Raw genomic sequence first — 21,224 nt, 5'->3', positions numbered from 1 at the left:
GGCTTGACCTTCCGCCAAGGGGAAGGTTTAGGCTGGCGGCATTGAGCTATGTCACTGGGAAAAGGGAGTCAGCGATGTTACGCCGTGATTTTATTAAATTAACCGCCGCGCTGGGCGCTGCGAGCGCACTGCCGTTATGGAGCCGGGCCGCCTGGGCGGCCGATCGGCCGTCTTTACCGGTGCCGCCGCTGTTGACGCCGGACGCGCAGGGAAGGATTGCGCTGGCGCTGCAGGCGGGGGAAACCCGCTGGGTGCCCGGTGCCGCGACCAAAACCTGGGGATTCAACGGCGCGTTGCTCGGGCCGGCGGTGAAACTGCAGCGGGGCCAACCGGTGACGGTCGATATCAAAAACCGCCTGGCGGAGGCCAGCACCGTCCACTGGCACGGCCTGGAAATTCCCGGCGATGTCGATGGCGGCCCGCAGGCGCTGATCCATCCCGGCGCGACGCGCACGGTGAATTTCACCGTCGAACAGCCGGCGGCCACCTGTTGGTTCCACCCGCATACCCACGGTAAAACTGGCAGCCAGGTGATGATGGGGCTGGCGGGGCTGGTGCTGCTGGAAGATGAAGAAAGCGCCAAACTGCCGCTGCCGAAAACCTGGGGGCAGGATGATATTCCGGTGATCCTGCAGGATAAGCGGTTGGGCAAAGACGCGCAGATCGAATACCGCCTGGACGTAATGAGCGCGGCGGTGGGCTGGTTTGGCGATCGTATGTTCACCAACGGCGCGCAGTATCCGCAGCATCTGGCGCCGCGCGGTTGGCTGCGTCTGCGTTTCCTTAACGGCTGCAACGCCCGCTCGTTGAATCTGGCGGCCAGCGACAACCGTCCGCTGTACGTCATCGCCAGCGACGGCGGTTTCCTGGCGGAGCCGGTGAAACTGACCGAGTTGCCGATGTTGATGGGCGAACGCTTTGAAGTGCTGGTCGATGCTTCCGACGGGAAAGCGTTCGATATCGTGACGCTGCCGGTTAAACAGATGGGCATGACGCTGGCACCGTTCGATCAAGCGCTGCCGGTGTTGCGCATTCAGCCGTCGTTGGCGCAGGGCGTCAAAACCATGCCGGACAGCCTGGTGAAGCTGCCGACATTGCCTGCCACCGCGGGCATCCAGGAGCGCTGGCTACAGCTGATGATGGATCCGCAGCTGGATATGTTGGGCATGCAGGCGCTGATGGATCGCTATGGCCACCAGGCGATGGCCGGCACAGACATGAAAGGCATGGACCACGGCAACATGCCGGGTATGAAAAAGGGCGGCATGCAGAACATGGACCATGGCAACATGGGCAACATGAAAGGCATGGATCATGGCAAGATGGCCGGGATGGATCACGGTGGTACGCAGGGCAAAGCCAAACCGTTCGATTTCAGCCATGGCAACATGATCAACGGCAAGGCCTTCGATATGGCCAAGCCGTTGTTCGCCGCCAAACGGGGCCAGTATGAAAAATGGACCATTTCCGGCGAGGGCGACATGATGCTGCACCCGTTCCATATTCACGGCACTCAGTTCCGCATCTTGTCGGAAAACGGCAAACCGCCGGCGGCGCACCGCAGTGGCTGGAAGGACACGGTGCGCGTAGAAGGATGGCGCAGCGAAGTGCTGGTGCGTTTCGACCATCCAGCCAGCAGCGAACATGCGTACATGGCCCACTGCCACCTGCTGGAGCACGAAGATACCGGCATGATGATGGGCTTCACCGTCGCCGATTGATCGCGGTCCGGCGCTCAGGTGGCGGCGCGCTCGCGTCGCCACCGGCGAAAGGCTATGCTAAACTCTGCGCCTTTCTTCCGGCAACTGACCTGAATACTATGAAACACACTGTAGACGTAATGATTTCCGAGCAGGAAGTTAAGACCCGTATCGCCGAACTTGGCCGCCAGATCACCGAACATTACCGCGACAGCGGCAGTGACATGGTGCTGGTCGGGCTGCTGCGCGGCTCCTTCATGTTCATGGCCGATCTGTGCCGCGCGATCGACGTGCCGCACGAAGTCGACTTTATGACTGCCTCCAGCTACGGCAGCGGCATGTCCACCACCCGCGACGTGAAGATCCTCAAGGATCTGGACGAAGACATTCGTGGCAAAGACGTGCTGATCGTGGAAGACATCATCGATTCCGGCAATACGCTGAACAAGGTGCGCGAGATTTTGGCGCTGCGCGGGCCGAAATCGCTGGCGATTTGCACCCTGTTGGACAAACCTGAGCGCCGTGAAGTGCAGGTGCCGGTCGAATATGTCGGCTTCTCGATCCCGGATGAGTTCGTGGTGGGGTATGGCATCGACTACGCTCAGCGCTATCGTCACCTGCCGTACGTCGGCAAAGTGGTGCTGCTGGACGAGTGATCGATGTGGGGCGCGGCAAACCGCGCCCGCAGCGGGGTTATACGCCTTTATCCTGCTTCAGTTTGGCTATCGCTTTGCGGTAGCCCATCTCCAGGCTCTCGCGGCTGGTCGCCAGCACTTCCATATCGCGCAGACGGCCGTCCTGAATGCCGTATACCCAGCCGTGGATCATCACCTTCTGACCGCGCTTCCAGGCGGACTGCATGATGGTGGAGTGGCCCAGGTTGTATACCTGCTCAATGACGTTGATCTCGCACAGCATGTCGAAACGCTGTTCCGGCGGCAGCTCGCCCAGCAGCGAGCTGTGCTTGTACCACAGATCGCGAATGTGCAGCAGCCAGTTGTCGATCAAACCCAGCTCCGGGTTTTCCACCGCCGCCTGTACGCCGCCGCAACCCAGGTGGCCGCAGATGATGATGTGTTCGACTTCCAGCACATCTACCGCATACTGCACCACCGACAGGCAGTTAAGATCGGTATGGATAACGAGGTTCGCTACGTTGCGGTGGACGAACAGTTCACCCGGCTCAAGACCGGTCAGGCGTTCTGCGGGAACGCGGCTGTCAGAGCAACCAATCCATAAGAAACGGGGCTTTTGCGCCTGGGCTAAACGTTCAAAAAATTCCGGGTCTTCCTGGCTGATGCTGGCCGACCAAGCCTGGTTGTTGGCGATAAGCTCTTCGATTTCTTTCATGGAGGTTATTGACTCGTAACGAACAGATTGCGTTGGGGTAATATAGGGTAAGCGTCACAATTTGGAAATCGGAACAGTGGCGCAACCTCATTTTCCGCACGGATTCGACTCAGTGAAAACGCCGCTGATGCTAGGATTATTGTTATTGTTTCAAGCCTTGCAAACAGGGGCGCGGCGGCATACTCATCGTCATAAGGTACTATTTTACATATGAATTATGCACTGGAATTAGCGCAGCTGACCAAGACTTACGCCGGTGGCGTCAAGGCGCTGCGCGGCATCGACCTGAGCGTCGAAGCGGGGGATTTTTATGCCCTGCTGGGGCCCAACGGCGCCGGAAAATCCACCACCATCGGCATCATCAGCTCGCTGGTGAACAAAACCGCCGGCAGCGTGCGGGTCTTCGGTTACGACATCGATAAAGACATCGTCAACGCCAAGCGCCAGCTCGGCCTGGTGCCGCAGGAGTTCAACTTCAACCCGTTCGAGACCGTGTTGCAGATCGTGGTGAACCAGGCGGGTTACTACGGCGTCACGCGGCGTGAAGCGATGGCCCGCGCCGAAAAATACCTCAATCAGCTGGACCTGTGGGGCAAGCGCAACGAGCGCGCCCGCATGCTGTCCGGCGGCATGAAGCGCCGCCTGATGATCGCCCGCGCGCTGATGCATCAGCCGAAGCTGCTGATCCTCGATGAACCGACCGCCGGGGTGGATATCGAGCTGCGCCGCTCAATGTGGGGCTTCCTGAAAGAGCTGAACGCCCAGGGCACTACCATCATCCTCACCACCCACTATCTGGAAGAGGCGGAAATGCTGTGCCGCAACATCGGCATCATCCAGAACGGAGAGCTGGTGGAAAACACGTCGATGAAGGGGCTGCTGGCCAAACTGAAGTCGGAAACCTTCATCCTCGATCTGGCGGCGAAAAGCCCGCTGCCGAAGCTGGACGGTTATCATAGCCGCCTGACGGATACCTCGACGCTGGAAGTGGAAGTGATGCGCGAGCAGGGGCTGAACGGCCTGTTCGCCCAGCTGAGCGCGCAGGGCGTGCAGGTGCTGAGCATGCGCAACAAGGCGAATCGCCTGGAAGAGCTGTTTGTCACCCTGGTTAACGGCAATGGAGAGAAAGCATGACGCGTTTGTATTGGGTGGCCTTGCAGAGCATCTGGGCCAAAGAGGTGAACCGCTTCGCGCGCATCTGGATCCAGACCCTGGTGCCGCCGGTGATTACCATGACGCTGTACTTCATCATCTTCGGCAACCTGATAGGTTCGCGCATCGGCGATATGCACGGCTTCAGCTACATGCAGTTCATCGTGCCCGGCCTTATCATGATGGCGGTGATCACCAACTCCTACGCCAACGTCGCCTCGTCGTTCTTCAGCGCCAAGTTCCAGCGCAACATTGAGGAACTGCTGGTGGCGCCGGTGCCGACCCACGTGGTGATCGCTGGTTATGTCGGCGGCGGCGTGGCGCGCGGCATCTGCGTCGGTGTGCTGGTGACCATCATCTCGCTGTTCTTCGTACCGCTCCAGGTGCACGCCTGGTGGGTGATTGCGCTGACGCTGCTGCTGACGGCGATCCTGTTCTCGCTGGCGGGGCTGATCAACGCGGTGTTCGCCACCACCTTCGACGACATCAGTCTGATCCCGACCTTCGTGCTGACGCCGCTGACCTACCTGGGCGGGGTGTTCTACTCGCTGTCGCTGCTGCCGCCATTCTGGCAGGCGGTGTCCAAGCTGAACCCGATCGTCTATATGATCAGCGGTTTCCGCTACGGTTTTCTCGGCGTTAACGACGTGCCGCTGGCCTTCACCATGGCGGTGCTGGTGGCGTTTATCGCGGTGTTCTACCTAGCGTCCTGGTACCTGATCGAGCGCGGCCGCGGCCTGCGCAGCTGATCCCGGCGCGCCCTCGCTTTCCCGGCGGGGGGCGCTTTCCTTGATCTGGCGCAGACGGCGCGTAAATCAATAGAATTGCTCAAATAACCGTTAGTTCCCCGTTGTTCAAATCGTGCTATGCTGGCGCTCCACATTTCCTTCACTTTTGTCATTACGCACTCGTAAGCAGAACATCATCATGCGGCCTCAATACAAGTTAGCGGCTGGGTTACTCGGCATTCTGATGTCGTTGGTTTCCCCTGTGAGCCTGGCGAATTTGCTGTCGGAAGACAGCGCGGTTAAATCTGAATACATGGAAGCGCAACGCGACAGCGAAGTTTATGCGTTGGTCGGAGAACATGTGATCCCGGTAGGGGAAGTGAAACGCGGGCAACTGATCCAGGTGTTCCCGGCGGATGCGGAATACTACGAATTCAAATTCGGGCACGGCACCGGCTTTATCGATAAAGACGACGTGCGTGAGCTGAAGAAGTCGCGCAAGGTGCAAGACGATCTGGGCGAACTGAACAAGCCGCTGACCAACCAGAATTTGATCACCCAAAAGGCGATCGACGTTTACACTGTGGCGGACAAAGAGAGCGAGGTCTTTGGCACGCTGGAAGGCAACCTGCGTTACCCGATCATCGGCAAGCTGAAGGATCGGCTTAACAACACCTGGTACGAGGTCAACATCGGCGATCGGCTGGGGTTCGTCAATGAACTGGACTGCGAGATCGATAACGGCATACCGGTGCTGACTTACCACCACCTGCTGAAAAACGAAGAGAACAAGCGCTTCCGCCACACGTCGACCACCACCTCAGACGCGGCGTTCAGCAACCAGATGACCTACCTGAAACAGGCGGGCTACGACACCATTTCGCTGTATCAGTTGGAAGCCTACCTGAAGAACCAGATCAACCTGCCGGGCAAGGCGATCGTGCTGACCTTCGACGACGGGCTGAAATCGGTTTATCGCTACGCTTATCCGGTATTGAAGGATTACGGTTTCCGCGCGACGGCGTTCATCATCTCTTCGCGCATCAAGCGCCACCCGCAAAAATGGAACCCGGACTCGCTGCAGTTTATGAGCATCTCGGAGCTGAAGCAGATTCAGGATGTGTTCGACGTACAGTCGCATACCCACTTCCTGCACCGCACCGACGGCAATCGCCAGCCGATTTTGCTGAGCCGTTCGCTGCACAATATCGAGTTCGATTTTGAGCGTTCACGCCGCGCGCTGTCGCAGTTCAATCCGCACGTGCTGTATCTGTCTTATCCGTTCGGCGGCTACAATCAGCGGGCGATTCAGGCGGCGCAGGATGCCGGCTTCCATATGGCGGTGACCACGGTGCAGGGCAAGGTGAAGCCGGGGGATAATCCCTATACGCTGAAGCGGCTGTATATTCTGCGCACCGATTCGATCCAGACCATGGCGGATCGAATAGCCAACAAGCCGGGCACGGTGGTGGTGCAGTAAGGGAGAACGGGCGCGCAAGGCGCCCGTTTTTATTGTCAGGCGACCTGAACCGGCACGGCTTTCGCCTTGCGCTGCAGGTTGTTGTCACCTTCGAAATAGGCGACTTTCGGGTGATGTTGGCGAGCGTCGGCGTCGGTCATCTGCACATAGGAGCAGATGATCAGTTTGTCGCCTACGCAGGCGCAGCGCGCGGCGGCGCCGTTGACCGAAATGATGCGCGAACCGCGCTCGGCGGCGATGGCGTAGGTGGAGAAGCGCTGGCCGTTATCCACGTTGTAGATGTCGATCGCTTCATATTCCAGAATGCCGGCGGCCTCCAGGAAATCCTGGTCGATGGCGCAGGACCCTTCATAGTGCAAGTCAGCCTGAGTGACTTTGACGCGATGCAGCTTGCCTTGCAGCATAGTACGTATCATAGCTTTACCTAACTGAATATCGGCCTTCACAGGCGCTGGGGTTGAACATCTCTCCTGCATCCCTGCAATCTCTATCGTCACCGATTGCCCCGCCATTGTCTACCAATGGTCTTGGCTTCAGGGTGACGACAGTATAAAAAATGGCTTACAGCGTCAGATCGACCTGCTGGTTGTCGATAAGACGCGCCTTGCCCAACCAGGCGGCCATCAGCACCACCGCCCGTTGGCTGTCCACCGTCAGCGGCTGCAGACTGTCGGCGTCGCGAATGAATAGCTCATCCGGCGTAAAGCCGGCGGCGCGCAGCTGCTCGGCAGTCTGCTCCAGCAGTTCTTCGACATGGCGTTCGCCATTGGCCAGCTGTTGCGCCAGCGCGTTCATGATCTTGCTCAGCTGCGGCGCGATCTTGCGCTCTTCGGCGGTCAGGTAACCGTTGCGCGAACTGAGGGCCAGGCCGTCTTTGGCGCGTACGGTCGGCACGCCGACGATGTCGATGTCGTAACCCATGTCCGCCACCATTTTGCGGATCAGCGCCAGCTGTTGGTAATCCTTCTCGCCGAAACAGGCCAAATCAGGTTGCACCAGATTGAACAGCTTGCTGACGATGGTGGAAACGCCGCGGAAGTGGCCCGGCCGGCTGGCGCCTTCCAGGATGGTGGAGATGCCCGGCACGTCGACGTAGGTCTGCTGCTCCAGCCCCTGCGGATAGACCGCGGCCGGGGCCGGCGCGAACACCAGATCGACGCCGCGGCGGGTCAGCTTCTCGCTGTCTTCCTGCAGCGTGCGCGGGTAGCGCGCCAGATCGTCCGGTCGCTCGAACTGCATCGGGTTGACGAAGATGCTCACCACCACCACGTCGGCACGGGCGCGCGCTTCATCGACCAACGTCATGTGGCCGTCGTGCAGGTTGCCCATGGTCGGCACCAGCGCGATGCGTTTGCCTTCCTGGCGCCAGCGGCGGATCTGCTGGCGCAGCATCGGCAGGGTTTCGATAATAATCATTGGGTGACTCCTGGAACCATCGCTTAGTTAAAAGAGTGTTCAGCCGCCGGGTAGAGGCCTTGCTCCACTTCCTGAATGTAGTGCTGCACCGCCGTGCGGATATCGCCGCTCTGCGCCAGGAAGTTCTTGGCGAACTTCGGCGTGTGGCCGCCGGTGATGCCGAAGGCGTCGTGCATCACCAGGATCTGGCCGTCGGTGCCGTTGCCGGCGCCGATACCGATGACCGGAATGGACAGCGCTTCGGTGATCTGGCGCGCCAGTTCGGTCGGCACGCACTCCAGCACCAGCAGCTGAATGCCGGCCAGCTCCAGATTCTGCGCGTCCTGCAGCAGCTGTTTGGCGGCCAGTTCGTCGCGCCCTTGCACCTTATAGCCGCCGAACACGTTGACCGACTGCGGCGTCAGGCCCAGGTGGCCGCACACCGGCACCGCGCGCTCGGCGAGCATTTTCACCGTGTCGCACAGCCAACTGCCGCCTTCCAGTTTCACCATGTTGGCGCCGGCGCGCATCAGCTCGGCGGCGTTGGCGAAGGTCTGTTCGGGGGTGGCGTAACTCATGAACGGCAGATCGGCCAGCAGCAGGCAGGCCGGCGCGCCGCGGCGCACGGCGCGGGTGTGATAGGCCACGTCGGCGACGGTGACCGGCAGCGTGGAGTCGTGGCCCTGCAGCGTCATGCCCAGCGAATCGCCCACCAACAGGACTTTGATGCCTTGCTCTTCAAACAGTTTGGCAAAGCTGGCATCGTAGGCGGTAAGGGTAGCAAACTTGCGTTGCTCCTGTTTCCACTGGCGCAAATGGGTCACGGTGGTGGGTTTCATCACAACGTCTCCTGAAACGGGCCGTGCGGCGTACGCAGGCCCAGGCTGCAAAAAAAGTGCAGCCATTCTACTGTAACCCGATCGGGGTGGGTAGCGCGGATCGCCATGCTTAAGCGGTTCTTAAGAACCTTGTGGTGCAATGGCGCCATGACTTAAAAGGGATACTCATGCGAATTTTGCTGATCGAAGATGACAAACTGATCGGGGACGGCATCAAGGCCGGGCTGACCAAACTCGGCTTCAATCTGGACTGGTTCACCGATGGCGCCGTCGGTAAAAACGCGCTGGACAGCGCGCCGTATGACGCGGTGATCCTCGATCTCAGTCTGCCGGGCCTCGACGGCCTGGATCTGCTGCGCCAGTGGCGCCAGGCCGGGCAGGATGTGCCGGTATTGATCCTCACCGCCCGCGACGCGCTGGAGCAGCGGGTCAGCGGGCTGCAAAGCGGCGCCGACGATTACCTGTGCAAGCCGTTCGCGTTGGCCGAAGTGGCGGCGCGGCTGCAGGCGCTGATCCGTCGTCGCCACGGCCAACTGATGCCGCAGTTGACGCACGGCAACGTGGTGTTCGACAGCGCCACCCGCAGCGTGAGCTGCAACGGCGAGCCGGTGACGCTGACGCCGCGTGAATTGGCGGTGCTGGAACTGTTCCTGCACAACAAGGGGCGGGTGCTGGCGCGGCCGTTGATTCAGGAGAAGCTGTATAACTGGGACGACGAGGTGAGCAGCAACGCGGTGGAAGTGCATATTCATCACCTGCGGCGCAAGCTGGGCAACGGTTTCATCCGCACCATCCACGGCGTGGGTTACACGCTGGGGGATGCGCCGTGAAGCGTCTCAGCCTGCGGCTGCGTCTGATCCTGATCTTCAGCCTGTTGGCGCTGCTGACCTGGAGCACCGCCAGCGTGGTGGCCTGGGTGATGTCGCGCAACACCATCAACGAAGTGTTCGACACCCAACAGATGCTGTTCGCCAAACGGCTGGCGACCGCCAACCTTGGCGATCTGCTGGCCGATGAAAGCGCGCGCAGCCTGCCGAAAACCAAGAAGCTGGTGCACCACGGCAAGCGTGGCGAGCAGGACGACGACGCGCTGGCGTTCGCCATCTTCGATCGCCAGGGCAAGATGCTGCTCAACGACGGCGAGAACGGCGCCGACTTCCTGTTTGACGAAGAGCGAGAAGGTTTTACCGACGGCGAGCGCAAAGGTGATGACGACAGCTGGCGTCTGCTGTGGCTGACCAGCCCGGATGGTCGTTACCGTATCGTGGTTGGTCAGGAATGGGATTACCGGCGCGATATGGCGCTGGGCATGGTGACCGGCCAGCTGGTGCCCTGGCTGGTGACGCTGCCGGTGCTGATGCTGCTGATCGCGCTGATGGTAGGGCGCGAGCTGCGGCCGCTGCGCGCGGTGGCGGCCGGTTTGCGCCGGCGCGCACCCGATGACGAGACGCCGCTGGACGCGCGCCAGGTGCCGACCGAGGTGCGTCCGCTGGTGGATGCGCTCAATGCGCTGTTCGCCCGCATCAACGCTTTGCTGGTGCGGGAACGGCGCTTCACCTCCGATGCCGCGCACGAGCTGCGTAGCCCGCTGGCGGCGCTGCGGGTGCAGACCGAAGTGGTGCAGTTGGCGGGGGACGATGCGCCGATGCGCGAGCATGCGCTGGACAATTTGACGGTGGGCATCGATCGCGCCACCCGGCTGGTGGATCAACTGCTCACGCTGTCGCGGCTGGATTCGCTGTCGGATTTGGCCGAGCTGGCGCCGGTCGACTGGAACGAACTGGTGACGATGACCCTGGCGGAACAGGATAAGCAGGCTCATGCGGCGGGCGTGACGCTGCGTTATGAACAGCAGGGAACGCCGCCGGCGCGTCAGGGCCAGACCTTACTGCTGTCGCTGCTATTGCGCAACTTGCTGGACAACGCGGTGCGCTACACCCCGAAGGGCGGCGTGGTCACCGTGACATTGAGCGAACGCTCGCTGACGGTGGAGGACGACGGTCCGGGGGTGACCACGGAGCATCTGGCGCGGCTGGGAGAACGCTTCTATCGCCCGCCGGGGCAGGAACAAACCGGCAGCGGGCTGGGATTATCGATCGTACAGCGCATCGCCGGGCTGCATGGTTTGCAGGTCAGCTTCGCCAATCGCCCGGCGGGCGGGTTCGTTGCGCGGCTGGCGCTGTAGGCGGGTCAGGACTTCGGTTTGGGCTGATGCCACAGCGCCATGCCGTTTTCCGGCACGCGCTTGAGGCAGCTGGCGAGCGGTTCGCCATCGGGGAAAATCAGGTCAGGGGCGATTTCCGCCAGCGGGTAGAGCATGAATTCGCGCTCTTTCAGGCCGTAATGCGGCACCGTCAGACGCTCGGTATGGATCACCTTGTCGCCGTACAGCATGATGTCCAGATCGAGCGTGCGTGGCCCCCAGCGTTCGTCCTTGCGCACGCGCCCCTGATTGCGTTCTATCGCCTGGGTATGGTCGAGCAGCTGTTCGGGCGGCAACAGGGTATCCAGTGCCACCACCGCATTGAGAAAGTCCGGCTGGTTTTGCGGCCCCAGCGGCTTGGTGCGGTAAAACGAAGAACAGGTGACCAACCGGGTGCGCGGGAGATGCTCCAGCGCCTCCAGTGCGGCTTTAACCTGTTGCAGCGGCTGCGCCAGGTTGCTGCCCAGCGCGATATAAACGCGGATCATTATGCCCCTTCTTTACGCGGTGCCCGGCGGCGAGGGCGGCGTTGACGCGCGCGGCGCGGCGCCGGATCGTCACCCAGGGTGCTCAGCATGGCTTTCTGCCGCGCCGGCGTGGCGTCCTGGAATTCGCCCCACCACTCGGCCAGACGCAACATTTCCTGATTGTCTTCCACTTCCGCGCGCAGCGCCAGCAAATCATAGGCTGCGCGGAATTTCGGATGCTCCATCAGTTTGTGCGCGCGTTTGCCCTGGCGGCGGGACAGGCGCAGCTGCAGCTGCCAGATATCGCGCACCAGCGTGGTGATGCGTTTCGGGATGGCCAACGAGCGGCACTGCTCGTCGAGCACGTCGTTCATCGCCAGAGCGAAGGCGTCGTAATAGGCCAGGCCGCTTTCCTGCGCCAGCTTCTGCGCGTGCTCCAGCAGCGGGTACCACAGCATGGCGGCGAACAGGAACGCCGGATTGACGCGCATGTCGTTCTGCAGACGATGATCGGTGTTTTTCAGCACCTGCACCAGAATGCGTTCCATCGGCGTATCGTGGTTCGGCGTAAAGTTTCGGGCGATCAGCGGGAACAGCGGTTGGAACAGCTGGTATTCGCACAGCTTCAGGTAGGTCTGGAAACCGTAACCCGCCTGCAGCAGCTTGAGGGATTCTTCGAACAGACGCGCCGGTGGGATCTCATGCAGCAGCGAGGCCAGACGAGGGATCGGCTCGGCGGTTTCTTCGCTGATGCGCATATCCAGTTTGGCGGCGAAGCGCACCGCGCGCAGCATGCGCACCGGATCTTCGCGGTAGCGGGTTTCCGGATCGCCGATCAGGCGAATCACGCCTTGTTTCAGGTCGTTCAGGCCGCCGACGTAATCGCGCAGGGTGAAATCCGCCACGCCGTAGTACAGGCTGTTGATGGTGAAATCACGGCGCTGGGCGTCTTCCTCGATCGAGCCGAAGATGTTGTCGCGCAGCAGCATGCCGTTTTGCGCCTGCTGGGAGGAGTTCTTGTCGGATTCCTGATTTTGTTCGTGGTGGCCGCGGAAAGTAGCCACTTCGATGATCTCCGGCCCGAACATCACGTGCGCCAGGCGGAAACGGCGACCGACCAGGCGGCAGTTGCGGAACAGCTTGCGCACTTGCTCCGGCGTGGCGTTGGTGGTGATGTCGAAGTCTTTCGGCTTTTTGCCGAGCAACAGATCGCGTACGCCGCCGCCGACCAGATAGGCCTCGTAGCCGGACTTGTTCAGGCGATAAAGCACTTTCAGCGCATTCTCGCTGATGTCTTTGCGGGAAATCGAGTGCTGTTCGCGCGGGATCACGGTCATCGAGTCGTTGCTCTCGGCGAGGGGGAAAGGCGGACGCTTGCGCGGCGTTGAGCGGCGGGCAGGGGCGCTGCTGCCGTTATCGGCGGCGCGCGGCTGCGGCGCAGGGCGGCTTGGCGCCGCGGCACGCTCTTCGCGGACTACGTTTTTATCGCCGGCCGCCGCGTCGTCGCGGGGCAGCTTGTCATCGCGGGTCAGTACCTTACGACAGAAGTTGGCTACTCGGGTAAAAATGGTACACCTCGATAGTGACTGATAAAAATGGAGCTAACAAAAAATAGCGGCTAATCATAGCTCACCAGGGCTCCTTTGAGAATGCCGGCGTGTTTTCATCCAGAGGGATAGCCTCCTGACGCGGCACGTTTTCCAACCGCCAATGTTCGACTGCCCAGCTCAATAATAATGGCAGGTCAAGATCTTGCCAGCTTTCCGGCAGCGGTTGGCGCAGAAATTCCAGCGCGGCGATCAGCACCGGGCGCGGATCGCCTGCGGGCAACGCCGGCGCATGATTTTGCTTCGACAGCTTGATGCCGTTGGCGCCCAGCGCCAGCGGCAGATGCACATAGGCGGGCACCGGCGCCTGCAGCTGGCGGTAGAGGGCGATTTGGCGCACCGTCGGTTCGATCAGGTCGGCGCCGCGCACAATCTCGGTCACGCCCTGAAAATGGTCGTCGATCACCACCGCCAGGTTATAGGCGAACAGCCCGTCGCGGCGGCGAATGATGAAGTCTTCTCCCGCCAGAGCAGGATCGGCGTGCAGCTCTCCCTGCAGGCGATCGTGAAAGCCGTAAACGGGCGCGGTCTGGCGCAAGCGGATGGCGGCACCCTGCGGGCCGAGCTGCAAATCGCGGCAGTGGCCGTCGTACAATCCGCCGATGTGCTGGATGCGGCTGCGGGGGCAGGTGCAGTAATAGCTGAGCCCCTGGCGCTGCAACAGATCCAGCGCGGCGCGGTAGGCATCGTGACGTTGGGATTGATAGATGACCTGGCCGTCCCAGTGGAGACCATAATGTTCCAGCGCGGACAGGATGCGAACGGCGGCGCCGGGGACTTCACGCGGCGGGTCGATATCTTCGATGCGAACCAGCCACTGCCCGCGTTGGGCGCGAGCCTGAAGGTAGCTTCCCAGAGCGGCAATCAGCGAACCGAAATGCAGATCCCCGGAAGGCGATGGGGCAAAGCGCCCCACATAATGACTTTCTTGCATATCAGAGGGGAGAGGTTCCCTTTTCTCTGTGCGGCGCGCGAGGGTGCGCACGCCGCAGCGGTAACAACGGTATTAGCCGGCCATCTGCTTTTCGCGGATCTCAGCCAGCGTCTTGCAGTCGATGCACAGATCGGCGGTCGGACGCGCTTCGAGGCGACGAATACCGATCTCCACGCCACAAGATTCGCAGTAGCCGAAATCATCGTCTTCCACTTTCTTCAGCGTTTTCTCGATCTTTTTGATCAGTTTGCGTTCACGGTCACGGTTACGCAGTTCAAGGCTGAACTCTTCTTCCTGAGTGGCACGGTCGGCCGGATCAGGGAAGTTGGCTGCCTCTTCTTGCATATGCGATACAGTACGGTCCACTTCGTCCCTGAGCTGGTTGCGCCACGCTTCAAGAATGCGCTTGAAATGCGACAACTGGGCGTCGTTCATGTACTCTTCGCCCGGCTTCTCTTGGTACGGCTCCACCCCAGCGATGGCGAGAATGCTCAAGGACGAGGTTTTACGGTTTTGCCCTTCTTGCATGTTGCTTCTCCTACATACACACGCACTATCGAATCCCCAATGCGGGGGAAAAACAGGCCGCTATAAATAACAGAAGGAAGGTAGGTTGGCAATTATTCCTGTCGCCCGCTTGACAATCGTGTGAAGGAAGGCGTATTTGGCGATCGTGCTGGTCGGTTGTCTATTTATAGGGACCCGACTGCGCTAATCGATAAAAAACGGCAGCTTATCGCAGAGATAAATACCGTCAGGTGATAATTTTGCCCCGTAGCAAACCACTTCCACTCCCAACTGCCGGACCTGTGCCAACAGCGCCGCATAGCGCTCATCTATATGATGTGCCGGTGCGACCTGCTCAATACCGCTGTGTAACACGGCAAAGAACAACACCGCCCGTTGCCCGCTTTCAACCACGCTGAGCAACTCACGCAGGTGCTTTTGCCCTCTGAGCGTTACCGCATCAGGAAAGTAACCACGTTGTTGTTGCAGTAATGTGACTGACTTAACTTCAATATAGCAGTTAACCCGGTTTTCTGCCTGTAATAACAAATCGATACGGCTGTTTTCAGCGCCGTATTTCACTTCGCCGCTAATTTTACTGTAACCGGATAATTCATTGATTAAATTGTGTTCGATTGCCTCGCGCACCAGCGCGTTGGCACGCAGGGTGTTGACACAGATCCAGTGCCCCTGTTGGGTATGGGTCAGTTCCCAGCTGTGGGCGTATTTGCGTTTGGGATTGTCCGAGGTGGAGTACCAAACGGTGTCGCCAGGCGTAGCGCAACCGGTCATGGCGCCGGTATTGGCGCAGTGCAGCGTAAAGGTTTCCCCTTCCGGGGTGATCACGTCCGCCAGAAAGCGCTTGTAACGTTTGATCAGCGTGGCGGAGCGCAGCGGTGGAGAGAAAATCATGCGGATGCCTGCTTGGCCAGCGGCCACTGTTCGAGGTGTTGGTAACGAGTGCGGCCGTGTTCGAATACCGACTCATACAAGGAAAAGGCGTCGGCGCTGAATGTCCAACCCGGCGTCGCCGGCGGGATCGCCACCGGCTGGGTGGCGGCGCGCAGCAGCGTGATATGCGGATGGAACGGTAACGCGCTTTGATGGCAGCCGCTGCGGGCGGCCTGCGAACGCAACAGCTCGGCCAACTGCAACAGCCCGCGCGGCGCGCGGCGGGTGCCGAGCCAGACCACGCCGGGGCGCGGCCAATGGCCGAGATCGTCGAGCCGCATGCTGAAGCCGGGTTGCACGATGCGGCCGGCCAGCTTGCGCAGCGCCAGCTCTTTTTGGGCGGAGACCTCGCCGAGAAACGCCAGCGTCAGGTGCAAATTGGCCGCCACCACCGGTCGACCGGCCTCTGGCGCAAACGCCTCGGCGCGCCAGCGGATCACCTGCTGTTGCAGGGCATCAGGCAAGGACAAGGCGAAAAACAGGCGGCGCGAATTGGACATGGGGGCTCGGTAAATAATGACAAATCCGTCGGGACAGACATGAATGCGGCTTGCAACGGCCCCACGAGGGGCGGGGCACATGGATGAGCTCCGTACTATAGCTAACGCCGCCGCAGTTTGAAAGGCTACGGGGATACAGCTAATGCTACACTGTACGCCGTTTAACGTTAACCACTACGGAGAATTCAGTGTCTTCATTGCCCGTCAGCGCGGTGCTCGATGAGTTGCTGGCTGCGCTGCAGTCTGCCCCGCAGGTGCTGTTGCACGCCCCGACCGGCGCCGGTAAATCCACCTGGTTGCCGCTGCAGATCCTGGCTAACGCCGGGCTGCCGGGGCGCATTATCATGCTGGAGCCGCGGCGGCTGGCGGCGAAAAACGTCGCTTACCGTCTGGCGCAGCAACTGGGAGAAGAGCCCGGTCAGACCGTGGGCTACCGCATGCGCGCCGAAAGTAAAAGCGGGCCGCAGACCCGGCTGGAGGTCGTGACGGAAGGCATTCTCACCCGCATGCTGCAGCAGGATGCCGAGCTGCAGGGCGTATCGTTGGTGATCCTCGATGAATTCCACGAGCGCAGCCTGCAGGCCGATCTGGCGCTGGCGCTGCTGCTCGATGTGCAGCAAGGGCTGCGCGACGATCTGAAACTGCTGATCATGTCGGCTACGTTGGATAACGCCCGTATGACGCAGCTGCTGCCGGAAGCGCCGGTGGTGGTGTCCGAAGGGCGCAGCTTCCCGGTTGAGCGCCAGTATCAGCCGTTGGCCAGCCATCTGCGGCTGGAAGACGGCGTTGCGGCGGCGGTGAAGCGCCTGCTGGCCGAGCAGGCGGGGTCGTTGCTGCTGTTCCTGCCGGGTGTGGCGGAGATCAATCGGGTGCTGGAGCGGTTGACCGGCGAGGTGGCGAGCGATACCGATCTTTGCCCGCTGTATGGCGCGTTGCCGCTGGCGCAGCAGCAAAAAGCGATTCAGCCGGCGGCGTCTGGCCGCCGCAAGGTGGTGCTGGCGACCAACATCGCCGAGACCAGTCTGACTATTGAAGGCATTCGGTTGGTGGTGGACAGCGGCCTGGAGCGCGTGGCGCGCTACGAGGTGCGCAACGGTTTGACGCGGCTGGCGACGCAGCGCATCAGTCAGGCTTCGATGGTGCAGCGCGCCGGGCGTGCTGGGCGCCTGGAGCCGGGCATTTGCTGGCACCTGTTCGCCAAGGAGCAGGCGGAGCGTGCGGTGGAACACGCTGAACCGGAAATTTTACAGAGCGATCTCACCGGTTTCTGGCTCGAACTGCTGCAGTGGGGTTGTCATGATCCGGCGCAGCTGACCTGGCTTGACGCGCCTCCGGCGGCGGCATTGGCGGCGGCCAGGGCGTTGCTGCAGCGGCTGGGGGCCACGGATGACGGCGACAAGCTCACCGCGTCGGGGCGCCAGATGGCCGCATTGGGCTGTGAGCCACGGCTGGCGGCGATGCTGGTCGCCGGCGCGGCGCTGAGCGCCGATGGCCTGGCAACGGCGGCGTTGCTGGCGGCATTGCTGGAGGAGCCGCCGCGCGGCGGGCAGATGGATATCGGCTACTGGCTGAGCCGCCCGCAGCCGAATTGGCGGCAGCGCGCCGCGCAGTTGGCCAAACGCCTGCCGCAGCGTGCGGGGCAAATCGATATCGATCTGGCACCGCGTCTGCTGGCGCTGGCGTTTACCGATCGCATCGCCCAGCGGCGCGGTCAGGATGGCCGCTACCTGCTGGCCAACGGCATGGGTGCGGCGATGAACCAGGACGAAGCGCTGTCGCGTGCGCCGTGGCTGATCGTCCCCAGTCTGTTGCAGGGCCACAACAGCCCCGATGCGCGTATTTTGCTGGCGTTGCCGGTCGATATCGAGGCGCTGGCGGCGCAGCTGCCGGCGATCGTCACGCCGCGTACGGCGGTGGAGTGGGATGAAGAGAAGGGCACGCTGCGCGCCTGGAAGCGCCAGCAGATCGGCCGTCTGACGCTGCGCGCCCAGCCGCTGGCCAAACCGGCGGATGAAGAGCTGCAGCAGGCGCTGCTCGATTGGGTGCGCGCGCAGGGGTTGGCGGTGCTCAACTGGGAGGGCGCCGCCGAACAATTGCGGGTGCGCCTGCAGTGCGCGCAAGCCTGGCTGCCGGAGGCGGAATGGCCGGCGATGGACGAAGAACCGCTGCTGGCGGCGTTGGAACAGTGGCTGCTGCCGTCGCTGAGCGGCGTGCGCGATCTGCGCGGGTTGAAGCAGGTCAACATCGCCGAGGCGCTGTCACGGCTGTTGGACTGGCAGCAAAAGCAGCGGCTGGATAATGCGCTACCCACTCATTACACTGTGCCGACCGGCAGCCGCTTGCCAATCCGTTATGAGGCCGGCAAACCGCCGGCGCTGGCGGTACGATTGCAGGAAGTGTTCGGTGAGCAGCGCAGCCCGATGCTGGCGGAGGGTCGCATCCCGGTGGTGCTTGAGTTACTCTCACCGGCGCACCGGCCGTTGCAAATCACCGGCGATCTGGCGGCCTTCTGGCAAGGCGCCTATCGTGAGGTGCAAAAAGAGATGAAGGGCCGCTACCCGAAACATGCGTGGCCGGACGACCCGGCCACGGCGGTACCGACGCGCCGAACGAAGAAATATCAGTAGGCCGCGAGCATTTAAGGTTTGGAATTCAGATGTTTCTTCTGGTCAGCGCCATGGCGTCGGCACAGATTAAGCGACTCATTATGGCCGGCAGTGTCGGCAAGCTCGGAGAACAACAGCCATGGCTGGGGATGACCGCGAGCCCATCGGGCGCAAAGGAAAACAACCAAAAAGCACCGCGTCGCGCAAGCCGCCGCGCCGCCGCCGAGACGACGATTATGACGATTACGAAGAAGACGAGTATGACGATGATGAGTATGAAGAGGAGGAGGAACGCATGCCGCGTAAGGTAAAAGCGACTCCGCCGCGTAAAAAACGCCGCTGGCTCGGCCTGTTTATCAAACTGATCCTGGTGATCGCTGTCCTGTTGGCGATCTATGGCGTCTACCTGGACTCGCAGATCCGCAGCCGCATCGACGGTAAAGTCTGGCAGCTGCCGGCGGCGGTGTACGGCCGCATGGTCAACCTGGAACCGGGCATGCCGTACAGCAAGAAGGAAATGGTCAACCTGCTGGAAGGCATGCAGTATCGCCAGGTCAGCCGCATGACACGTCCGGGCGAGTTTACCGTGCAGGCTAACAGCATCGAGATGCTGCGCCGCCCGTTCGACTTCCCGGATGGTAAAGAAGGCCAGATCCGCGCTCGCCTCGATTTCCAGAACAACCGCCTGGCGAAGATCGAAAATCTGGACAGCGGCCGCAGCTTCGGCTTCTTCCGCCTCGATCCGCGTCTTATCACCATGCTGCAGTCGCCGAACGGCGAACAGCGTCTGTTTGTACCGCGCTCCGGCTTCCCGGATCTGCTGGTGGATACGCTGATCGCCACGGAAGACCGCCACTTCTATGAGCATGACGGCATCAGCCCTTACTCCATCGGCCGTGCGGTGCTGGCCAACCTGACCGCCGGCCGTGCAGTGCAGGGCGGCAGTACCCTGACGCAGCAGCTGGTGAAGAACCTGTTCCTGAGCAACGAACGTTCGCTGTGGCGTAAGGCCAACGAAGCCTATATGGCGCTGTTGGTGGATTACCGTTACAGCAAGGACCGCATTCTGGAACTGTATCTGAACGAGGTGTACCTCGGCCAGAGCGGCAGCGATCAGATCCGCGGTTTCCCGTTGGCCAGCCTGTACTACTTCGGCCGTCCGGTGGACGAGCTGAGCCTCGATCAGCAGGCGCTGCTGGTCGGCATGGTCAAGGGCGCGTCGCTGTACAACCCGTGGCGCAACCCGAAACTGGCGCTGGAGCGCCGCAATCTGGTGCTCAAGCTGTTGCAGAACCAGGGCGTGATCGACGGCGAGCTGTATGACATGCTGAGCGCGCGTCCGCTGGGCGTGCAGCCGAAAGGCGGCGTCATTACGCCACAGCCGGCGTTTATGCAGATGGTGCGCCAGGAACTGCAGAGCAAGCTGGGCGATAAGGTCAATGACCTGTCCGGCGTGAAGATCTTCACCACGCTGGATCCGGTGTCGCAAGACGCGGCGGAAAAAGCGGTCGAAGACGGCATTCCGGCGCTGCGCGCCGCGCGTCATCTGCAGGATCTGGAAGCGGCGATGGTGATTGTCGATCGCTTCAGCGGTGAAGTGCGCGCCATGGTCGGCGGCGCCAACCCGCAGTTCGCCGGTTTCAACCGCGCCATGCAGGCGCGCCGTCTGGTCGGCTCGTTGGCCAAGCCGCCGACGTACCTGACCGCACTATCCGAACCGGATAAATACCGCCTCAACACCTGGCTGGCGGATGCGCCGCTGTCGCTGAAACAGCCGAACGGGGCCGTTTGGCAGCCGAACAACTATGACCGTAAATTCCGCGGTCAGGTGATGCTGGTGGATGCGCTGGCCAACTCGCTGAACGTGCCGACGGTGAACCTCGGTCTGTCGGTTGGGCTGGATCAGATCAGCGCCACGCTGCAACGTCTGGGCATCCCAAAAGCGGAGATCAACCCGGTGCCTTCGATGCTGCTGGGGGCGATCGGCCTGACGCCGATGGAAGTGGCGCAGGAGTATCAGACCATCGCCAGCGGCGGTAACCGTGCGCCGCTGTCGGCGGTGCGTTCGGTGATCGCCGAAGACGGCACGGTGCTGTACCAGAGCTTCCCGCAGGCGGAACGCATGGTGCCGGCGCAGGCCGCTTACCTGACGCTGTATGCGATGCAGCAGGGCGTAGCGCGCGGGACCTCCCGTTCGCTGTCGGTGAAGTTCCCGAACTACAACCTGGCGGCGAAAACCGGTACCACCAACGATTTGCGCGACAGCTGGTTTGCCGGCATCGACGGTAAAGAGGTGGCGATCGCCTGGGTGGGGCGCGACAACAACGGCCCGGCCAAGCTGACCGGCGCCAACGGTGCCTTGACCCTGTATCGCCGTTATCTGGAAAACCAGACGCCGCTGCCGCTGATGCTGCAGCCGCCGGAAGGCATTAACCAGATGAGCATCGACTCTGCCGGCAACTTTATCTGCGGCGGTGGCAGTTGGCGCACCATCCCGGTCTGGACCGACAATCCGCAGGGATTGTGCCAGGCCAGCCAGGCGGCGGTGCAGCAACAGCAGCAACCGGCGGCGGGTGAGCAAAAAGATGGCGATGGCGTCGCCGGCTGGATCAAGGATATGTTCGGTCAGTAATCGCTACCGGGGCGCCGGCCCCAGTGAAAATTTTTTCTTTGTTATTAAGCCCGTAACCTTGGTTGCGGGTTTTTTTGTTTTTCCGCTCGTTTTATTTCCCTGCTAACCGCAAGGCTAAGCGCCTAATCCTTAACCTATTTGCCCTGTGAATTCGGCTTGCAGTTTAATTTGGC

Annotated in this window: 19 protein-coding genes; 9 read left to right on the top strand and 10 right to left on the bottom strand. The window is 61.4% G+C overall.

Annotated features, from left to right (window positions below; genetic code table 11):
- The first annotated feature begins 74 nt into the window (after positions 1-74).
- Together cueO and hpt are read left to right on the top strand one after the other, a co-directional pair.
- The gene (cueO, locus tag ATE40_RS17260) at positions 75-1,721 is read left to right on the top strand and encodes a multicopper oxidase CueO (RefSeq protein ID WP_063919679.1); all 1,647 of its coding nucleotides are present in this window, start codon (positions 75-77) and stop codon (positions 1,719-1,721) included.
- 98 nt (positions 1,722-1,819) lie between these two features.
- Positions 1,820-2,356, top strand: coding sequence for a hypoxanthine phosphoribosyltransferase (gene hpt / locus ATE40_RS17255; protein WP_048234659.1), 537 nt, complete (start codon positions 1,820-1,822; stop codon positions 2,354-2,356).
- Between the two features lie 37 nt (positions 2,357-2,393).
- Here the strand turns inward: hpt and can are convergent, their stop codons facing one another.
- Entirely contained in the window at positions 2,394-3,050 is a 657-nt protein-coding gene (can, locus tag ATE40_RS17250; protein WP_019456069.1) for a carbonate dehydratase, read from the bottom strand.
- Between the two features lie 210 nt (positions 3,051-3,260).
- Between can and ATE40_RS17245 the strand changes: the two genes are divergently transcribed.
- The 3 genes from ATE40_RS17245 (at position 3,261) to ATE40_RS17235 (ending at position 6,410) form a co-directional block, all read left to right on the top strand.
- A complete protein-coding gene (locus tag ATE40_RS17245; RefSeq protein ID WP_015379030.1) occupies positions 3,261-4,184 on the top strand; it encodes an ABC transporter ATP-binding protein in 924 nt (307 codons plus the stop codon).
- Positions 4,181-4,951, top strand: coding sequence for an ABC transporter permease (locus ATE40_RS17240; RefSeq protein ID WP_063919678.1), 771 nt, complete (start codon positions 4,181-4,183; stop codon positions 4,949-4,951). Before ATE40_RS17245 ends, ATE40_RS17240 begins: the two co-directional genes overlap by 4 nt.
- Positions 4,952-5,129: 178 nt before the next feature.
- A complete protein-coding gene (locus tag ATE40_RS17235) occupies positions 5,130-6,410 on the top strand; it encodes a polysaccharide deacetylase family protein (RefSeq protein WP_063919677.1) in 1,281 nt (426 codons plus the stop codon).
- Between the two features lie 35 nt (positions 6,411-6,445).
- On the opposite strand, the gene panD is transcribed toward ATE40_RS17235, so the two are convergent.
- The 3 genes from panD to panB all read right to left on the bottom strand — a co-directional run bounded on the left by panD (position 6,446) and on the right by panB (position 8,644).
- Positions 6,446-6,826, bottom strand: a complete 381-nt coding sequence (gene panD / locus ATE40_RS17230; protein ID WP_004937544.1) for an aspartate 1-decarboxylase — start codon at positions 6,824-6,826, stop codon at positions 6,446-6,448.
- A gap of 145 nt (positions 6,827-6,971) precedes the next feature.
- Complete coding sequence (panC, locus tag ATE40_RS17225) at positions 6,972-7,826, bottom strand: pantoate--beta-alanine ligase (protein WP_019456066.1); 855 nt, start codon at positions 7,824-7,826, stop codon at positions 6,972-6,974.
- A gap of 23 nt (positions 7,827-7,849) precedes the next feature.
- The gene (panB, locus tag ATE40_RS17220) at positions 7,850-8,644 is read right to left on the bottom strand and encodes a 3-methyl-2-oxobutanoate hydroxymethyltransferase (RefSeq protein WP_004937548.1); all 795 of its coding nucleotides are present in this window, start codon (positions 8,642-8,644) and stop codon (positions 7,850-7,852) included.
- A gap of 167 nt (positions 8,645-8,811) precedes the next feature.
- Between panB and qseB the strand changes: the two genes are divergently transcribed.
- Together qseB and qseC are read left to right on the top strand one after the other, a co-directional pair.
- Positions 8,812-9,474: a quorum sensing response regulator transcription factor QseB gene (gene qseB, locus ATE40_RS17215; protein ID WP_004937550.1), complete on the top strand. Its 663-nt coding sequence runs from the start codon at positions 8,812-8,814 to the stop codon at positions 9,472-9,474.
- Positions 9,471-10,829, top strand: coding sequence for a quorum sensing histidine kinase QseC (gene qseC / locus ATE40_RS17210; RefSeq protein WP_063919676.1), 1,359 nt, complete (start codon positions 9,471-9,473; stop codon positions 10,827-10,829). Before qseB ends, qseC begins: the two co-directional genes overlap by 4 nt.
- A gap of 5 nt (positions 10,830-10,834) precedes the next feature.
- Here the strand turns inward: qseC and folK are convergent, their stop codons facing one another.
- The 6 genes from folK to thpR all read right to left on the bottom strand — a co-directional run bounded on the left by folK (position 10,835) and on the right by thpR (position 15,813).
- Positions 10,835-11,335 carry a 2-amino-4-hydroxy-6-hydroxymethyldihydropteridine diphosphokinase gene (gene folK, locus ATE40_RS17205; RefSeq protein WP_019456064.1) on the bottom strand — a complete coding sequence of 167 codons (501 nt, stop codon included), beginning with the start codon at positions 11,333-11,335 and terminating at the stop codon, positions 10,835-10,837.
- Positions 11,335-12,882: a polynucleotide adenylyltransferase PcnB gene (pcnB, locus tag ATE40_RS17200; RefSeq protein WP_071532880.1), complete on the bottom strand. Its 1,548-nt coding sequence runs from the start codon at positions 12,880-12,882 to the stop codon at positions 11,335-11,337. Before pcnB ends, folK begins: the two co-directional genes overlap by 1 nt.
- A 61-nt stretch (positions 12,883-12,943) precedes the next feature.
- Complete coding sequence (gene gluQRS / locus ATE40_RS17195; protein ID WP_063919675.1) at positions 12,944-13,855, bottom strand: tRNA glutamyl-Q(34) synthetase GluQRS; 912 nt, start codon at positions 13,853-13,855, stop codon at positions 12,944-12,946.
- Between the two features lie 72 nt (positions 13,856-13,927).
- Complete coding sequence (dksA, locus tag ATE40_RS17190) at positions 13,928-14,383, bottom strand: RNA polymerase-binding protein DksA (protein WP_004937569.1); 456 nt, start codon at positions 14,381-14,383, stop codon at positions 13,928-13,930.
- A 183-nt stretch (positions 14,384-14,566) separates the two neighbouring features.
- Positions 14,567-15,274: a DNA/RNA nuclease SfsA gene (sfsA, locus tag ATE40_RS17185; protein WP_019456062.1), complete on the bottom strand. Its 708-nt coding sequence runs from the start codon at positions 15,272-15,274 to the stop codon at positions 14,567-14,569.
- On the bottom strand, positions 15,271-15,813 hold the full coding sequence (thpR, locus tag ATE40_RS17180; protein ID WP_019456061.1) for an RNA 2',3'-cyclic phosphodiesterase: 543 nt from the start codon (positions 15,811-15,813) through the stop codon (positions 15,271-15,273). Before thpR ends, sfsA begins: the two co-directional genes overlap by 4 nt.
- 188 nt (positions 15,814-16,001) lie before the next feature.
- On the opposite strand from thpR, the gene hrpB reads away from it, so the two are divergent.
- Both hrpB and mrcB read left to right on the top strand, forming a co-directional pair.
- A complete protein-coding gene (gene hrpB, locus ATE40_RS17175) occupies positions 16,002-18,440 on the top strand; it encodes an ATP-dependent helicase HrpB (protein ID WP_177342844.1) in 2,439 nt (812 codons plus the stop codon).
- A gap of 118 nt (positions 18,441-18,558) precedes the next feature.
- Complete coding sequence (gene mrcB, locus ATE40_RS17170; protein WP_019456059.1) at positions 18,559-21,051, top strand: bifunctional glycosyl transferase/transpeptidase; 2,493 nt, start codon at positions 18,559-18,561, stop codon at positions 21,049-21,051.
- The last annotated feature ends 173 nt before the right edge of the window (positions 21,052-21,224 follow it).

The organism is Serratia surfactantfaciens, from assembly GCF_001642805.2.
In the GTDB taxonomy this organism is placed as follows: domain Bacteria; phylum Pseudomonadota; class Gammaproteobacteria; order Enterobacterales; family Enterobacteriaceae; genus Serratia; species Serratia surfactantfaciens.
This window is presented reverse-complemented; position numbering and strand designations above follow the sequence as displayed.

Bases quoted from the DNA above. Each gene is read 5' to 3' on its own strand.
- ATE40_RS17245 (WP_015379030.1), top strand. From the start codon at position 3,261: ATGAATTATGCACTGGAATTAGCGCAGCTGACCAAGACTTACGCCGGT.
- sfsA (WP_019456062.1), bottom strand. From the start codon at position 15,274: ATGATTTTCTCTCCACCGCTGCGCTCCGCCACGCTGATCAAACGTTAC.
- panB (WP_004937548.1), bottom strand. From the start codon at position 8,644: ATGAAACCCACCACCGTGACCCATTTGCGCCAGTGGAAACAGGAGCAA.
- hpt (WP_048234659.1), top strand. From the start codon at position 1,820: ATGAAACACACTGTAGACGTAATGATTTCCGAGCAGGAAGTTAAGACC.
- ATE40_RS17235 (WP_063919677.1), top strand. From the start codon at position 5,130: ATGCGGCCTCAATACAAGTTAGCGGCTGGGTTACTCGGCATTCTGATG.
- gluQRS (WP_063919675.1), bottom strand. From the start codon at position 13,855: ATGCAAGAAAGTCATTATGTGGGGCGCTTTGCCCCATCGCCTTCCGGG.
- can (WP_019456069.1), bottom strand. From the start codon at position 3,050: ATGAAAGAAATCGAAGAGCTTATCGCCAACAACCAGGCTTGGTCGGCC.
- cueO (WP_063919679.1), top strand. From the start codon at position 75: ATGTTACGCCGTGATTTTATTAAATTAACCGCCGCGCTGGGCGCTGCG.
- thpR (WP_019456061.1), bottom strand. From the start codon at position 15,813: ATGTCCAATTCGCGCCGCCTGTTTTTCGCCTTGTCCTTGCCTGATGCC.
- dksA (WP_004937569.1), bottom strand. From the start codon at position 14,383: ATGCAAGAAGGGCAAAACCGTAAAACCTCGTCCTTGAGCATTCTCGCC.
- panC (WP_019456066.1), bottom strand. From the start codon at position 7,826: ATGATTATTATCGAAACCCTGCCGATGCTGCGCCAGCAGATCCGCCGC.
- ATE40_RS17240 (WP_063919678.1), top strand. From the start codon at position 4,181: ATGACGCGTTTGTATTGGGTGGCCTTGCAGAGCATCTGGGCCAAAGAG.
- mrcB (WP_019456059.1), top strand. From the start codon at position 18,559: ATGGCTGGGGATGACCGCGAGCCCATCGGGCGCAAAGGAAAACAACCA.
- folK (WP_019456064.1), bottom strand. From the start codon at position 11,335: ATGATCCGCGTTTATATCGCGCTGGGCAGCAACCTGGCGCAGCCGCTG.
- qseB (WP_004937550.1), top strand. From the start codon at position 8,812: ATGCGAATTTTGCTGATCGAAGATGACAAACTGATCGGGGACGGCATC.
- panD (WP_004937544.1), bottom strand. From the start codon at position 6,826: ATGATACGTACTATGCTGCAAGGCAAGCTGCATCGCGTCAAAGTCACT.